Consider the following 15,507-nt stretch of genomic DNA (forward strand, 5'->3'; position numbering starts at 1 on the left):
CGATCAACTTCACCGAGAGCGACGAGCGGCGGGCGCTGCGCAGGGCCGTCGCGGACATGGCGGGCAAGTACGGCCACGGGTACTTCACCGCCAAGGCGCGGGCGGGGGAGAAGACCGACGAGCTGTGGGCCGAGGCGGGCAGGCTCGGTTACCTCGGCGTGGCCGTGCCCGAGGAGTACGGCGGCGGTGGCGGCGGCATCGGCGACCTGGCCGCGGTCTGCGAGGAGCTGGCCGCCGCCGGGTGCCCGCTGCTGCTGACCGTCGTCTCGCCGGCCATCTGCGCCACGGTCATCGCCCGCTTCGGCACCGCGGAGCAGAAGCGGAGGTGGCTGCCCGGGTTCGCCGACGGCACCACCAAGATGGCGTTCGCCATCACCGAGCCGGACGCGGGCTCCAACTCGCACCGGCTCACCACCGCCGTCCGCCGCGACGGCGACGGGTGGGTCCTCAGCGGCGGCAAGTACTACATCTCCGGCGTGGACGAGGTGGGCCACGTCCTGGTCGTGGCGCGCCACGTCGACGCCACCGGCAACCGCCTCCTGCCGTCGCTGGTGATCGTGCCGACGGACGCGCCCGGCTTCTCGTACCGGCACATCCCGATGGAGGTGGTGTCGCCGGAGAAGCAGTTCACGTGCTTCTTCGACGACGTCCGGCTGCCCCTCGACGCCCTGGTGGGCACCGAGGACGCGGGGTTGGCGCAGCTGTTCGCCGGCCTGAACCCCGAGCGGATCATGGCGGCGTCGTTCGCCACCGGCATGGCCCGCCGCGCACTCGACCAGGCGAGCGAGTACGCCCGCACCAGGACCGTCTGGGACGTGCCGATCGGCGCGCACCAGGGCGTCGCGCACCCGTTGGCGCAGTGCGCGATCCAGGTCGAGCTGGCGAGGGTGATGACCCAGAAGGCCGCGGCCCTCTACGACGCCGGGGAGGACCGGGCTGCGGGCGAAGCGGCCAACATGGCCAAGTACGCGGCGGGTGAGGCGGTGGCGGGGGCGGTGGACCAGGCCATCCAGGTCCACGGCGGCAACGGGCTGTCGTCCGAGTACGGACTGGGCGCCCTGCTCGCCGCGTCCAGGCTGTCCCGGATCGCCCCGGTCAGCCGGGAAATGATCCTGAACTTCGTGGCGCAGCACACCCTCGGGTTGCCGCGCTCCTATTAGCTCAGGCCCATTCCCAGCGCAGGCCGACGACGCCCGGGCCGAAGTCGAGGGCGACCGCGTACGCGTAGCCCCAGGTGTCCACCGGGGTCTCGCGCACGTCGGTTGGTTCTCCACCGGTCAAACCGGTCGTGAATTGTTCACAGCGCGCGGGTCGGCAGCGCGAGTCGTAGCGGACCTCCAGGACGTACTCCCGCACCGGCAGGCGGAACCGGCGGGAGTGCGTGTTGTCGTACGTCGGGTGGTGCGGTGCGACGTGGATCAGCTCGTACTCCACGGCGGTCCGCTCACCCCGGCGGAGCGGGCGGTCGAACAGCAGCTCGGCGACCATCAGGCCGTTGCGCGGGTCGGCGGACACCCGGCCCAGCCGGCACGAGCGCAGCGTGCCGATCACCGGCAGCGGATCGCCGGGCAGCCGGGTGTCGTAGCCGAGCAGCACCCGGTCCACGCCCGCGCGCTCGGCGCGCAGCACCTGCCGCGACCGCACCCGGCGGGTGCTGCCGTCCAGCGCCAGCTCCACCTGGTCGCGCAGGCTGAGCCGGGTCAGGTCCTGGTCGGTGCTGGTGTCGACGTCGGCGAGCAGCTCGGCGATCGAGGCGTGGTCGTGGTCGCCGACCCACCCGTCGGGACCCGCCGTCCGGGTCCGCGGTCGTGCCTTGCCCCGCGGGCGCGGTGGACCGAGCAGGGTGCTCAGGCCGCCCTCGCCGACCTCCAGGATCTCCTCCAGGTGCCCGACCGCGGCGAGCGAGTCCGGTCGCTCCGGCCGTCGCCTCCCCGACTGCCAGTAGCTCAGCGCGGCGATGCTGACCGCCACGCCGCGGCCCCGCAGCTTGTGCTGGATGCGTTCCAGGCTGAGCCCTTTCGCCCGGATCGCCGCGCGCAATGCGTCCGCGAAGGGGTCCGTTCCCGTGTCGATCCGCCGGGGATCGCGTACCCGCGATTCCTGTCCGACGACTGGCGTAGGCATCTTCGCTCCGTTCTCCCATGGACAAGGCGAGCGACGTTAGCGCGGGAAATCACCGGTGCGGTACAGCCGATCGGGTTTTCCGGTGTGAATTTAACCGAATCGGACGGCGAAATCCGGTCGGCCGTGGAATGTTTGAATTCTCATTAACAGCAGTGGTGTGAAGGTCCTGGTCGCGCGATCGTCGCACCGCACTGGGACGTCTGGTCGCGTCCGGCCGCCCCGGGCGCGCACAGCCCTGGGGACGTGGGGTGATGTGGAGCACACCGGGTGCGGCAACGGGCCGCCCCGGCGGCCGGCGGACCGGACCGCCGGCGGGTCCACGCGCGTTCCGGCCCGGGTTGCGCAGAATGCGCCGTCACCGCTGGTCAGGGCGTTCGGAAACGGTTCGGAAGTCCGGTTCGACCGGTTCGGCCTCCCGGAAGCGACTCCGGAAGACCGCGTCGTTGCGGAGAAGAAGTTCTGCGCAACACCGTCGAACGCCGTCGCTTCGCCTTTCGGCGACAACATCGGCGATATTTTCTCCACAGCGTTGAATGGCTTCTCAATCACGCGGTGAACCACCCGGCCGTCCACCACGTGGACCCCCGCGCGGGCGGGCCCGAACCGCCGGCCCCGCGGCGGTCCCGCGACGGGCCCGCGTTCGGCACACTCGACCACCCGGCACGCGATCCGCGCCGGTCCCCCTTCCCCCTGCAGAGGAAGAGCCATGCGCACACCCTTACCGCGCCCCACCCGCACCCGCCCCACCCGCACCCGCCCCGGCCGCACCGGCACCGCCCTGGCCGGCACCGCGCTGGCCGCCGCCCTGGCCGCCGCCGTCCTCGCCCCGTCCGCCCGGGCCGAGGGCGCCGTCCTGCACGCCGGGTCGCCGTCCGCCGTGCCCGGCAGCTACATCGTGAAGGTCGAGGAGGGCCGCGCCGACGTCGCGTCCCGCCTCGGCGGCCGCGTCACGCGCACGCTCGACGCGTTCGGCGGCTTCACCGCCTCGCTCACCCCGCGGCAGGCCCGCCTGCTGGCCGGCGACCCGGCCGTGGAGTACGTCGAGCAGGACCAGGTCGTGCACGCCAACGCGACCCAGACCAACGCCCCGTGGGGCCTGGACCGCATCGACCAGCGGTCCCTGCCGCTGAGCGGCACCTACAGCTGGACCACGGTCGGCGCGGGCGTCACCGCCTACGTGATCGACACCGGCATCCGCACCACGCACCGCGAGTTCGCCGGTCGGGCGGTCCACGGCTACGACGCCGTCGACAACGACTTCGTCGCCCAGGACGACAACGGCCACGGCACGCACGTCGCGGGCGTCATCGCCGGCAGCACGTACGGCGTGGCCAAGGGCGTCCGGGTGTGCGGCGTCCGGGTCCTGAACGCCAGCGGCAGCGGCAGCACGTCCGGGGTCGTCGCCGGCGTGGACTGGGTGACCCGGAACGCGGTGCGCCCCGCCGTGGCGAACTTCAGCCTCGGCGGGGCGGCGTCCACCGCCCTGGACGACGCGGTGCGCCGGATGATCGCGGCCGGCATCACCGCCTCGGTCACCGCGGGCGGCAGCAACGGCAGCGTCGCCGGCGTCTCGCCGGCCCGGGTCACCGAGGCCCTCACCTCGGGCGCGACGACCCAGGCCGACGCGCGGGCGTCGTTCTCCAACTACGGGACCGGCGTCGACCTGTACGCGCCGGGCATCGGCATCACCTCGGCGTGGCACACCGGCGACACCGCCACGAACACGCTGAGCGGCACGTCGATGGCGACCGGCTTCGTCACCGGCGTCGCCGCGCGGTACGCGCAGGGCGCGCCGACCGCGACCCCGGCCCAGGTGCACGCGGAGATCGTGCGCGAGGCGACCCCGCTGCCGTGGGGCGGTCGACTCCTGCACTGGTCGCCGGCGCGCTAGCCGGGCAGGTCGGCGGGGGCGAGGTCGTGGGCCATCACGACCTCACCCCCGTCCACCTCGCCGGTCTCGGTGAAGCCGAACGCCCGGTAGAGGCCGACCGCGACCGCGTTGCCGGGCACCACGCCCAGCCTCAGCCGGGTGCGGCCCTCGGCGCGCGCCAGGTCGGCGATCGCGGCCAGCCCCCTGCGGCCGAGGCCGCGGCCCTGGGCGCGGCGGTCGACCATGAACCGGACGACGTGCAGCACGTCGGCCCCCTCGCGTTCGAGCAGGGTGAAGCCGACCAGGTCGTCGCCGTCGCGGAGCGCCAGCGGCTCCAGCCCCGGGCGGTGCACCCACGCGTCGGCGATCGACCGCAGGTTGGTCGCGACGAAGGCGCGCTGGTCCTCGTGCACCTCCAGGTCGATCACGACCGGGTAGTTCTGCTCGGTCACCGGTTCCAGGCGCATGGCCCCGGACGGTAGCGCCGACCGGGCGCAAGGGGCTTTCGAACTCTGGGAAAACGCAGGTCGAACGTCTTCTTGACGCTCCTGCGAAACCGTCAATTGTTCACACTTCCGGGTTAACGGTTCCGTTGCTTACGTTTGTGACCGTCAGCGAGGGCGAGGTGGCCCAACGTCATCGTCCCTGGTCCCTGCAAGAACCGGGGCGGTGCCGAGCCACCACCGAAGAACGGACAACGCATGCGACAGTCACGACAGGCCCGGTTCCTGGCCGGCGTCGGGGCGACGGCGCTCGCCGTCACCGCGACCTCCCTGTTGGCCTCCCCGGCCCAGGCCGCGGAGGGCGAGATCCGTGCGGCGGACGCCGCCGTCAAGGTGCAGAACCACTTCATCGTGAAGCTGAAGGACGGTTCGGCGGCGTCCGCGGACAGCCTGGCGAAGCAGTACGGCGGCCAGGTCGACACGGTCTTCAGCAAGTCGCTCAACGGCTTCACCGTCTCCCTCCCGGAGAAGGCCGCCAAGCGCCTCGCGGCCAACCCGGCCGTCGAGTACGTCGAGCAGGACCAGGTCTTCACCACGCAGGCGACGCAGAGCAACGCGCCGTGGGGCCTGGACCGCATCGACCAGCGCAACCGGCCGCTGAGCACCACCTACAACTACACCTCGACCGGTTCGGGCGTGAACGCCTACGTCATCGACACCGGCGTGCGCATCTCGCACAACGACTTCGGCGGTCGGGCCCGCAACGGCTACGACGCGGTGGAGAACGACAGCGTCGCCCAGGACGGCAACGGCCACGGCACGCACGTCGCGGGCACCATCGCCGGCACCACCTACGGCGTGGCCAAGGGCGCGACGGTCTACGCCGTCCGGGTGCTCAACAACCAGGGCTCCGGCACCACCGCCGACGTGGTCGAGGGCATCGACTGGGTGACCAACAACCACGTCAAGCCGGCCGTCGCGAACATGTCGCTCGGCGGCGGCGTCTCCTCCACGATCGACGCGGCCGTGAGCCGTTCGATCGCGGCGGGCGTCACCTACGCCGTCGCGGCGGGCAACAGCAACGCCAACGCGTCGTCCTTCTCCCCGGCCCGCGTGGCCGCCGCCATCACCGTCGGCGCGACCACCAACACCGACGCCCGCGCCAGCTACTCGAACTACGGCTCGGTCGTGGACATCTTCGCGCCGGGCTCGTCGATCACCTCGGCGTGGTACACCGGCAACACCGCCACCAACACCATCTCCGGCACGTCGATGGCCACCCCGCACGTCGCGGGCGCCGCGGCTCGCTACCTCCAGGGCAACCGCTCGGCCACCCCGGCCCAGGTCGCCAGCTACCTGGTCGCCCAGGCCACCACGGGCGTCGTGACCAGCCCGGGCACCGGTTCCCCGAACCGCCTGCTCTACCTGGCGCCCAGCGCCTGACCGCAGCAGCACCCGACCAGGGCCGCCTCCCCGCGCGGGAGGCGGCCCTGCGCCGTCCCCGGGGGTCGCCGCCGCCGTCGTGACGGCCGGCGCGGTACCGGCCGAAACCCCCTCCCACCTGCGGATTGAAGATTTCTTCAACATTCGTTCAGCACCCGCGGTCCAGACTGGTCACCACGGCGGACCGGGGGGGACCGCCGCATGGGGGGGACAGGACGGCAGGGGCCGCCCCGGCTCACCGGGGTGGCCCCCGCCGTCCGGGGCCCGACGCCGGCACGACGTCGGGAAACCCGGCGGCACCCGCCGCGGGACCCTCGGGAAACCTGGTGGCACCGGCCGCGGGGCCGTTGGCTAGCCTTGACGACCAGTCGTTGGTCGAGCTACCCCGAGGAGAGCAGTACCCGTGATGCGCACGCACGAGGCCGGGACGCTCCGCGCCGAGCACGCCGGGCAGTCCGTCACCCTGACCGGGTGGGTGGCCCGCAGGCGCGATCACGGTGGCGTGATCTTCATCGACCTCCGGGACGCCTCCGGCGTGGCCCAGGTCGTCTTCCGCGAGGGCGAGATGGCGGAGCGCGCCCACCGGCTGCGCTCCGAGTTCGTCGTCAAGGTCGTCGGCGAGGTGTCCCGCCGCCCCGAGGGCAGCGAGAACGCCGACCTGCCCACCGGCGACGTCGAGGTCTACGCCTCCTCGCTGGAGGTGCTGAACGAGGCCGCGCCGCTGCCGTTCCAGCTCGACGACCACCTGGAGGTCGGCGAGGAGGCCCGCCTCCGCCACCGCTACCTGGACCTGCGCCGCAGCGGCCCGGCCAAGGCGATGCGGCTGCGCAGCGAGGCCAACCGGATCGCCCGCGACGTGCTGCACGCGGAGAAGTTCGTCGAGGTCGAGACCCCGACCCTGACCCGCTCCACGCCCGAGGGCGCCCGCGACTTCCTGGTGCCCGCGCGCCTGCGCCCCGGCTCCTGGTACGCGCTGCCGCAGTCCCCGCAGCTGTTCAAGCAGCTGCTGATGGTCGGCGGCCTGGAGCGGTACTACCAGATCGCCCGCTGCTACCGGGACGAGGACTTCCGCGCCGACCGGCAGCCGGAGTTCACCCAGCTCGACATCGAGATGAGCTTCGTCGAGCAGGACGACGTGATCGCCCTCGGCGAGAAGATCGTCTCCGCGCTGTGGAAGGAGCTGGCCGGGCACGAGATCGCCCAGCCGTTCCGCCGCATCTCCTACGCCGAGGCGATGGCCAAGTACGGCACCGACAAGCCGGACCTGCGCTTCGGCCTGGAGCTGACCGAGCTGACCGAGTACTTCAAGGACACCCCGTTCCGGGTGTTCCAGGCCGCCTACGTGGGCGCGGTCGTCATGCCCGGCGGCGCCTCCCAGCCCCGCCGCACGCTCGACGCGTGGCAGGAGTGGGCCAAGCAGCGCGGCTCGCGCGGCCTGGCGTACGTGCTGGTCAACGAGGACGGCACGCTCGGCGGCCCGGTCGCGAAGAACCTCTCGGACGCCGAGCGCGACGGCCTGGCCAAGGCCGTGGGCGCGAACCCCGGCGACTGCGTGTTCTTCGGCGCGGGCGACCCGGACACGGCGCGCGCCCTGCTCGGCGCGGCCCGCGTGGAGATCGCGCACCGGGTCGGCCTGATCGAGGAGGGCTCCTGGTCCTTCGCGTGGGTCGTGGACTTCCCGATGTTCGAGGCCGTGGACAAGATCGGCGACGACGTCGCGGTCGGCAGCGGCAAGTGGACCGCGCTGCACCACGCGTTCACCTCGCCCACCCCGGAGTGGGTCGACCGCTTCGAGGAGGACCCGGGCAACGCGCTGGCCTACGCCTACGACATCGTCTGCAACGGCAACGAGATCGGCGGCGGGTCCATCCGCATCCACCGCGCCGACGTGCAGCAGCGGGCGTTCCAGGTCATGGGCATCACCCCGGACGAGGCGCAGGAGAAGTTCGGCTTCCTGCTCGACGCGTTCAAGTACGGCGCCCCGCCGCACGGCGGCATCGCGTTCGGCTGGGACCGGATCGCCATGCTGCTCGGCGGCTACGACTCGATCCGCGAGGTCATCGCGTTCCCCAAGAGCGGCGGCGGCTACGACCCGCTGACCGCCGCGCCCGCGCCGATCACGCCCCAGCAGCGCAAGGAGGCGGGCGTGGACGCCAAGCCCGCCGAGAAGAACAGCTCCGAGAAGAACGCCGAGAAGAACAGCGCCGAGAAGACCGCCGACAAGCCCGAGAAGAACGCGTAGCCGGACGTGCTGCACTTACGGGCGCTCAGCCCGGTCGGGCAGACCGAACAGGTGCTCGACCTCCTCAAGCGGCACCCCGGCGTCACGCACGTCGTGCTGCTGAAGGGCGCGGCCGTGCTGCCCGAGGGCGACGTGGTCGAGGCCGACGTCGCCCGGGAGGCCACCGACGAGGTGGTGGCCTCCCTGTGCGCGCTGGGCCTGGACCGCGACGGCGGCGTGACGCTGGAGCAGATCGACACGGCGCTGTCCGACGCGGCCGACCGGGCCGAGGAGTCCGTGCCGGGCGACGGCGCGGACGCCGTGGTGTGGGAGGAGCTGCTGGCCCGCACCGGCGAGGAGTCCAAGCTCAACGGCACGTTCCAGGCGTTCCTGACGATCGCGTGCCTGCTCACGGCGGTCGCCGTGGTCACCGACTCGCCGGTCACCCTGGTCGGCGCGATGGTCGTGGGTCCCGAGTTCGGCCCGCTCGCCGCCATCGCCGTCGGCCTGGTGCTGCGGCGCCGGGACCTGGTGAAGCGCGCCTCGCTGGCGCTGGTCGTCGGCTTCCCGCTGGCCATGCTCGTCACCGCGTTCGCCACCTGGCTCGGGTCGTACACCGACCTGTTCGACCGGGACCTGGCGCTGTCCGGGCACCAGGTCGACTTCGTGTTCGAGGTCGGCCCGTTCTCGCTGATCGTCGCGCTGCTGGCGGGCGCGGCGGGCATGCTGTCGATGACGTCGTCCAAGTCGGCGGCGCTCGTCGGGGTGTTCATCTCGGTCACCACGGTGCCCGCCGCCGGGTACGCCGCGGTCGCCGCGGTTCTCGGCCAGTGGGACATATGCCTCCGTTCGGTTGCCCAGTTGGCGGTGAACCTGGTGGGCGTCGTCGTGGCCGCGGCGCTGGTCCTGGTCGTGCGGCACCGCCGAGGGCAGGTTCGTGACCTGGGCAGACCGCTCGCGAAGGGCTGACTCGGCCACCATTTCGACATACCGTTGAGCCCGGCGGTCGGCGCGCACCGCCGGCGCGGCGCCCGGACGGGTCCTGTCAGCCCGGGCACCACCGGGAGTAGGGTCGGAGGCAATGAGCGTGGACATCACCGCCGGCCCGCAGGACATCGACGACGCTGCCCCTTCCGAGCTGGACGACGCGGTGGCGGCGGCGGAGTCGGTCCTGAGCGGGAGGTTCGGAGCACCGGTCCGGCTGGCCGATCCCGAGGACCTCGGGGGAGCCGGCCGGTCCGTGGTGGCCCGCGTCCGCGTGGCGCAGACGCCGTTCTCGCTGCCCCGCACGCTCGTCGTCAAGCGCTACCCGCAGCCGGTGGCCGACCGCGACCCGTTCGCGCACGAGGTCGTGAGCCACAAGCTGCTCACCGCCCTGCCGTCCGAGGAGCGGTTGACGCCCGAGCTGGTCGCGCAGGACAACGCCAAGCGGCTCGTCGTGCTGGAGGACCTGGGCAAGGCGCCGCGCCTGGCGGAGAAGCTGCTCGGCCCGGACGCGCGGGCCGCCGAGCGCGGCCTGCTGTCGTGGGCGCACGCGATGGGCCGGCTGCACGCCACCACCGCGGGGCGCGACGCCGACTTCGACGCGCTGATGCGCCGCCAGGGCAGCCAGTGCTGCGCCGACCCGATCGTGGTGGACGTGCACACGGCCCTCGGCGGCCTGCCCGACCTGCTGTCCTCGTCGCTGGGCGTCGACACGCCCGAGTCCGTGCGCGGGTTCGCGCAGGACGCGGTGCGCGGGTTCACCACGTCCCGCCGGCGGGCGTTCAGCCCGTCCACCTCGTGCCCGGACAACCACCTGGTGACCAGCAGGGGCGTGCGGTTCCTCGACTTCGAGGGCGGCTGCGTGCGCGACATCGTGTTCGACGCGGCGTGCCTGCGGGTGCCGTTCCCGTCGTGCTGGTGCGCCTACGGGCTGCCCGCCGGCATGTCCGAGGCGATGGTCGCGGCGTGGCGGGCCGAGGTGTCCTCGGTGTGGCCCGACCTGGACGACGACGCGGTGTTCCTGCCCCGGCTGCTGGAGGCGCAGCTGCTGTGGGTGTGGCTGGGCACGTGGCGCGGCCTGCCGGGCCTCGACTCGGCGCTGCCGTCCGGGCACCGGCCGCTGGACTCGCCGCCGCGCAGCACCGTGCTGACCGCGCGGTGGGTGCGGCTGCGGGCCGACGCGCTCGCGATGGGCGTCAAGCACGTCGCCGCGCACGCCGACGAGGTGGTCGCGGCGCTGGTCTCCCGCTACGGGTCGACGGTCACCGAACTGCCGCTGTACCCGGCGTTCCGGTAGCGTTCCGCCGCCCGTGGCGGTGGCGGCACCCCCCGGTGCGCCGCCACCGCCCCTGACCGCCGGGGGTCAGCTCAACCGGTAGACGGTCGCGCCGCCGACGGTGGTCGGCTCGTAGTTGTCCGCGACCCACGTCGGGATGTCGCCGCCGCCCCCGCCCACGCCGCCGCCGCGGCCCTCGGCGACGAAGTAGCCGACCCGGCCCTCCGCGACGTACCGCCGGAACTCCTCCAGCGTCGGCGCGGGGTCGCCGCCGCTCCAGCCGCCGATGCCGATGACGGCCTTGCCGGAGGCCAGGGACAGGCTCGCCGCGCCCTGCGCGCTCAGCGTGGCGGCGGCCCACGTGCCGGTGGTGGCCTTGAGCAGCTCGGCCAGCTCGGAGTTGTCGTCCCCCCTCTCCGCGCCCGCGCCGCCCTCGCCCGCGTACCCGGCGGGACCGGACATCGGGATCGAGCCGGAGTGCGGCGTGGCGGCCGTGGCGACGCCGAACGACGCCGCGCCGAGCAGCGAGGTGACGACGGCGAGCGCGGCCACCCGGCGCGCGCCCACGACGATCGCGGTGGCGACGGCCACGGTCAGCGCACCCACCACCCAGCGCAGGGCGGGCAGCCAGTCCGGGAAGCGGTCGAGCAGCGCGAAGCCCCAGAAGCCGCAGGCGGCGACCACCACCGCGAGCGACACGCGCACGGGCAGGTGCGCGCGGCCCCGCCACAGCTCGCGGCCGGTGATGGCCACGAGCGCGGCGACGCCCGGCGCGGCGGCCACCGTGTAGTACGGGTGCGTGATGCCGCTCATGAAGCTGAACACGACACCGTTGACCAGCACCCACAGGCCCCACAGGACGAGCGCGGCGCGGGTGCGGTCGGTGCGCGGCGCGCGGCGGGTGAACCACAGCCCGGCGACCAGGCCGACGAGCGCGGCGGGCAGCAGCCACGAGACCTCCGCGCCCATGCTCGCGCCGAACAGCCGGTCGACGCCGGTGCCGCCGCCGAACCCGAGGCTGCCGTCGCCCGTGCCACCGCCCACGGCCCCGCCGCCGGCACCGCCGAAGATGCGGCCCAGGCCGTTGTAGCCCACGGCCAGCTCCCACAGCGAGTCGTCGGCGGAGCCGCCGATGTACGGGCGCGCGTCGGTCGGCCACAACCCGACCAGCAGGACGAACCACCCCGCCGACACCGCGACCGCGGCGCCCGCGCCGATCAGGTGCAGGAACCGCCTGGCCAACGACGTCGGCGCGGCCAGCAGGTAGGCGACCGCGAACGCGGGCAGCACCAGGAACGCCTGCCCCATCTTCGCCAGGAACGCGAAGCCGACCGCGACGCCCGCCAGCGCGAGCCACCGGCCCGACGCCCTCTCCAGCGCCCGCACCGTGCAGTACGCGCCCGCCACCATCAACAGCACCAGCAGCGCGTCGGGCAGGTTGAAGCGGAACACCAGCACGGCCACCGGTGTGACGGCGAGCGCCGCGCCCGCGAGCAGCCCGGCCACCGGGCCGCTGGTGCGCTTCACGGTGGCGTGCAGCAGCCACACCGCCAGCACGCCCTCGACCGCCTGCGGCGCGAGGACCGTCCAGCTGGAGAAGCCGAACAGCCGCGCGAACACGCCGCTGACCCACAGCGCGGCGGGCGGCTTGTCCACCGTGATCACGCCGCCGGCGTCGAGCCCGCCGAACAGCAGGGCCGTCCAGCTCTGCGCGCCGGCCTGGGTCGCGGCGGCGTAGTAGCTGTTGCCCCACCCGCTGTCGGTGAGGTCCCACAGGTAGAGCGCCGCCGTGCCGACGAGCAGCACGACCAGCGCGGGCGTGGTCCAGCCGCGCTCCGGCGCGGGCACGGCGGGCGCCGGCGCGGGGGCGGGCAGGGTGGCGGTCATCGGGTGGTCTCCAGGGTCTGGTCGGGTGCGGTCCGGACGGGCGCGGCGGCACCGCGCCGCGCGCGGAACACCCAGTTGCGCAGCAGCAGGAACCGCAGCGCGGTGGCGAGCAGGTTGGCCCCGACGACCGCGACCAGGTCGGCCGCACCGCCGGGCGCGGCGAACAGGTGCAGCACGGCGAGCGCGCCGCTGGTCAGCGCCAGGCACAGGCCGAAGACGACGAGCCCCTCGAACTGGTGCCTGCCCGCGCCGCGCCCGCCGCGCACGCCGAACGTGAACCGGCGGTTGGCGGCGGTGTTGGCGACGGCCGTGACGAGCAGGGCCACCAGGTTCGCGCCCTGCGCGCCCAGCCCGCCGCGCAGCAGCACGAACAGCAGCAGGTAGGCCAGCGTGCTGACCGCGCCGACGGCGGCGAACCGCACGAGCTGCCGCACCAGCCCGGCGGGCACGCCCGGCGCGTGCGGCTCCAGCGGTCGCCTCCCCAGCTGCGCGCTCAGCTCGCCGATCGGGATGCGGCCGGTGACGAGGCCGCGGGCCACCCGGGCGACGCCCCTGAGGTCGGCGACCGCGGTGGAGACGATGTCCACCCGGCTGTCGGGGTCGTCCACCCAGTCCACCGGCACCTCGTGGATGCGTGCGCCCGCCCGTTCGGCGAGCACCAGCAGTTCGGTGTCGAAGAACCAGCCGGTGTCTTCCACGTGCGGCAGCAGCCGGTGGGCCACGTCCGCGCGGATGGCCTTGAAGCCGCACTGCGCGTCGCTGAACCGGGTGGCGAGCGCGCCGCGCAGGAGCAGGTTGTAGCAGCGGGAGACGAACTCGCGCTTCGGCCCGCGCACGACCCGCGCGCCGCGCGCCAGGCGGCTGCCGATGGCGAGGTCCGAGTGGCCGGAGATCAGCGACGCGGTGAGCGGCGCGAGCGCGGCGAGGTCCGTGGACAGGTCCACGTCCATGTACGCCAGCACGGCGGCGTCCGACGCCGACCACACCGCCTTGAGCGCGCGGCCCCGGCCCTTCTCGGCCAGGTGCACGGCGGTGACCCCGGGCAGGTCGCGGGCCAGCCCGTCGGCGACGTCCTTCGTGCCGTCCGTGCTCGCGTTGTCCGCGATGGTGATCCGGAAGGTGTACGGGAAGCTCTCGGTGAGGTCCGCGTGCAGCTTGCGCACGCACGGCGCGAGGTCGCGCTCCTCGTTGTGGACGGGGACCACCACGTCGAGCACCGTGGTCGCCGTGGGCGTCGCGAAGGTCATGGCGCCACCGTCGTGCGCGTGGCTGGGCGCTCCGTGTGTCATGCCTGTGCCCCGCCTGTGAGGACCGGCGCGGTGAGGTCGTGGACGGCCACGCCGTCCACCTCGGTGACCTCGAACGTGTCCTCGACCCACTCGGCGATGCGCCGCGACGCGTCGCTGCCGCTCTCCGCGGGCATGCCGGCGCCGCCGAGGAAGTAGCGCACCCGCCGCTCCTCGACCAGCCGCCGGAAGCCCTCCGGCGTGGGGGAGGGGTCGGTGCCGTTGAACCCGCCGACCGCCATCACCGGCACGCCGCTGCCCAGCTGGTACCCGGCCGCCGCGTTCGACCCGACGGCCGCCGCCGCCCACGTGAAGCCCTCGCCGCCGTCCCGCAGCAGCGCCGCCAGCGCCTCGCCGGGTTCCGCCGCGTTCAGCAGGCCGCCCGCGCCGCCCCTCGACGTGCCGCGCCCGCCGTCGAACAGCACCACCCCGCCCGCCTGGCCTCCCCGCGCGGGTCCCGCGGCGGGGATCGCGCCGGAGTGCGGGGTCGCCGCGGTCGCCACCGAGTACGCGCCCGGCCCGAGCAGCGCGGCCACCAGCGCGACCGGTGCCAGCACGGCGACCGGCACGACCGCGGCCAGGAACAGGCCGACGGCCGCCAGCAGGCCGAGCACCAGCACCACCGCGGCGAACGTCGCCGACCAGTCGAGCAGCAGCAGGTAGCACTGGAGCGCCGTCACCGCGAGCGCGCCGGACAGCGCCGCCGCCGCCGGCGGCTCGTGCCGCCTGCGCCACAGCGCCACCGCGCCGGTGCCGGTGACCGCACCGATCGCGGGGGCCAGGGCCACCGTGTAGTAGGCGTGGATGATGCCGTTCATGAAGCTGAACACGGCGGCGGTGACCACGAGCCACCCGCCCCACAGGGCGAGCCCGACCCGTTCCGGTCGCCGGCCGGCCCACCACCCGGCGACCAGCAGCACCAGCGCGGTCGGCAGCAGCCACGCGATCTGACCGCCCATCTCCGCGCCCAGCAACCGGCTCCAGCCGGTGGAGCCCCAGCCGCCACCGCCGCCGACGCTGCCCACCTCGTCACCGGTCAGCCGGCCCAGGCCGTTGTAGCCCAGCGCCAGCTCCAGCACGCTGTTCCGCTGCGACCCGCCGACGTAGGGGCGTGCCGACGCGGGTACCAGCTCGACGGCCAGCACCCACCAGCCGCCCGCGACGACCAGCGCGCCGAGCGCGGCGGCCAGGTGCCACGCCCTGCGCAGCACCGGCGCGGGCGCGAACACCAGGTACACCAGGCCGAACGCGGGCAGCACCAGGAACGCCTGGAGCATCTTCGCCAGGAACCCGGACCCGACCGCGACACCCGCGAGCACCAGCCACCCGACCCGGGCCCGTTCGGTGGCGCGAACCGTGCAGTAGGCGCCCGCCACGAGCAGCAGCACCAGCAGCGCGTCGGGGTTGTTGAAGCGGAACATCAGCACCGCCACCGGCGTCAACGCCAGCACCGCGCCCGCGACCAGCCCGGCCGCCTCGCCCGCCGTGCGCCGGACGGTGGCGTGCAGGAGGGCCACGCTCGCCACGCCCATCAGCGCCTGCGGGACGAGGACGCTCCAGGCGTTGACGCCGAACAGCCGTGCCGACAGCCCCATCACCCAGGTGGCGGCGGGCGTCTTGTCCACCGTGATCGAGCCGGCCGGGTCGGTGGCGCCGAAGAACCACGCCTCCCAGCTCGCCGCCCCGGCCTGCGCGGCGGCGGAGTAGTAGGCGTTCGCCCAGCCGGAGTCGCCCAGGCGCCACAGGTACAGCACCGCCGTCCCGGCCAGCAACAGCAAAAGGGGTAGTCGCGCTCGCATGCCCACACCCTGGGCCCGCCACCTGAGCCACCCCTGTCCCCACCCTGTGAACCACCTGTGCCGCGAGAGTCCAACGCTCAGACCCCGAGAGTCCAACGCTCAGACCCCGAGAGTCCAACGCTCAGACCCCGAGAGTCCAACGCTCAGACCCCGAGAGTCCAACGCTCAGGCCCG

12 protein-coding genes are annotated in these 15,507 nt (G+C 73.9%); 7 read left to right on the plus strand and 5 right to left on the minus strand.

Features of this window, described 5'->3' with window-relative positions:
* Positions 1 to 2: 2 nt before the first annotated feature.
* Complete coding sequence (locus ACR807_RS18250) at positions 3 to 1,160, plus strand: acyl-CoA dehydrogenase family protein (protein ID WP_438922558.1); 1,158 nt, start codon at positions 3 to 5, stop codon at positions 1,158 to 1,160.
* Position 1,161: 1 nt separating this feature from the next.
* Here the strand turns inward: ACR807_RS18250 and ACR807_RS18255 are convergent, their stop codons facing one another.
* A complete protein-coding gene (locus ACR807_RS18255; protein WP_438922533.1) occupies positions 1,162 to 2,124 on the minus strand; it encodes a hypothetical protein in 963 nt (320 codons plus the stop codon).
* A 253-nt stretch (positions 2,125 to 2,377) separates the two neighbouring features.
* Here ACR807_RS18255 and ACR807_RS18260 point away from each other — a divergent pair, with 253 nt between their 5' ends.
* Entirely contained in the window at positions 2,378 to 2,680 is a 303-nt protein-coding gene (locus ACR807_RS18260; protein WP_438922534.1) for a hypothetical protein, read from the plus strand.
* A gap of 150 nt (positions 2,681 to 2,830) precedes the next feature.
* A complete protein-coding gene (locus ACR807_RS18265; RefSeq protein WP_438922535.1) occupies positions 2,831 to 4,015 on the plus strand; it encodes a S8 family peptidase in 1,185 nt (394 codons plus the stop codon).
* On the opposite strand, the gene ACR807_RS18270 is transcribed toward ACR807_RS18265, so the two are convergent.
* Positions 4,012 to 4,461: a GNAT family N-acetyltransferase gene (locus ACR807_RS18270; RefSeq protein WP_438922536.1), complete on the minus strand. Its 450-nt coding sequence runs from the start codon at positions 4,459 to 4,461 to the stop codon at positions 4,012 to 4,014. The two genes, ACR807_RS18265 and ACR807_RS18270, sit on opposite strands and share 4 nt — an antisense overlap.
* A 234-nt stretch (positions 4,462 to 4,695) precedes the next feature.
* Between ACR807_RS18270 and ACR807_RS18275 the strand changes: the two genes are divergently transcribed.
* From ACR807_RS18275 to ACR807_RS18290, 4 genes are all read left to right on the plus strand, one after another.
* On the plus strand, positions 4,696 to 5,880 hold the full coding sequence (locus tag ACR807_RS18275) for a S8 family peptidase (RefSeq protein WP_438922537.1): 1,185 nt from the start codon (positions 4,696 to 4,698) through the stop codon (positions 5,878 to 5,880).
* A 403-nt stretch (positions 5,881 to 6,283) separates the two neighbouring features.
* A complete protein-coding gene (gene aspS, locus ACR807_RS18280) occupies positions 6,284 to 8,122 on the plus strand; it encodes an aspartate--tRNA ligase (protein WP_438922538.1) in 1,839 nt (612 codons plus the stop codon).
* Between the two features lie 6 nt (positions 8,123 to 8,128).
* Positions 8,129 to 9,070 (plus strand): DUF389 domain-containing protein, encoded by a 942-nt coding sequence (locus ACR807_RS18285; RefSeq protein ID WP_438922539.1) that lies wholly within the window; start codon positions 8,129 to 8,131, stop codon positions 9,068 to 9,070.
* Positions 9,071 to 9,182: 112 nt separating this feature from the next.
* Positions 9,183 to 10,382: a hypothetical protein gene (locus tag ACR807_RS18290; RefSeq protein WP_438922540.1), complete on the plus strand. Its 1,200-nt coding sequence runs from the start codon at positions 9,183 to 9,185 to the stop codon at positions 10,380 to 10,382.
* A gap of 66 nt (positions 10,383 to 10,448) precedes the next feature.
* On the opposite strand, the gene ACR807_RS18295 is transcribed toward ACR807_RS18290, so the two are convergent.
* From ACR807_RS18295 to ACR807_RS18305, 3 genes are read right to left on the minus strand one after another with little or no spacing between them, the layout of a single operon-like run.
* The gene (locus ACR807_RS18295) at positions 10,449 to 12,248 is read right to left on the minus strand and encodes a glycosyltransferase family 39 protein (protein WP_438922541.1); all 1,800 of its coding nucleotides are present in this window, start codon (positions 12,246 to 12,248) and stop codon (positions 10,449 to 10,451) included.
* On the minus strand, positions 12,245 to 13,495 hold the full coding sequence (locus ACR807_RS18300; RefSeq protein ID WP_438922542.1) for a bifunctional glycosyltransferase family 2/GtrA family protein: 1,251 nt from the start codon (positions 13,493 to 13,495) through the stop codon (positions 12,245 to 12,247). Before ACR807_RS18300 ends, ACR807_RS18295 begins: the two co-directional genes overlap by 4 nt.
* Before the next feature lie 38 nt (positions 13,496 to 13,533).
* The gene (locus ACR807_RS18305; protein WP_438922543.1) at positions 13,534 to 15,333 is read right to left on the minus strand and encodes a glycosyltransferase family 39 protein; all 1,800 of its coding nucleotides are present in this window, start codon (positions 15,331 to 15,333) and stop codon (positions 13,534 to 13,536) included.
* Positions 15,334 to 15,507 lie beyond the last annotated feature (174 nt).

The sequence above is a fragment of the Saccharothrix sabaoui genome (genome assembly GCF_051756985.1).
Classification (GTDB): Bacteria; Actinomycetota; Actinomycetes; order Mycobacteriales; family Pseudonocardiaceae; genus Actinosynnema.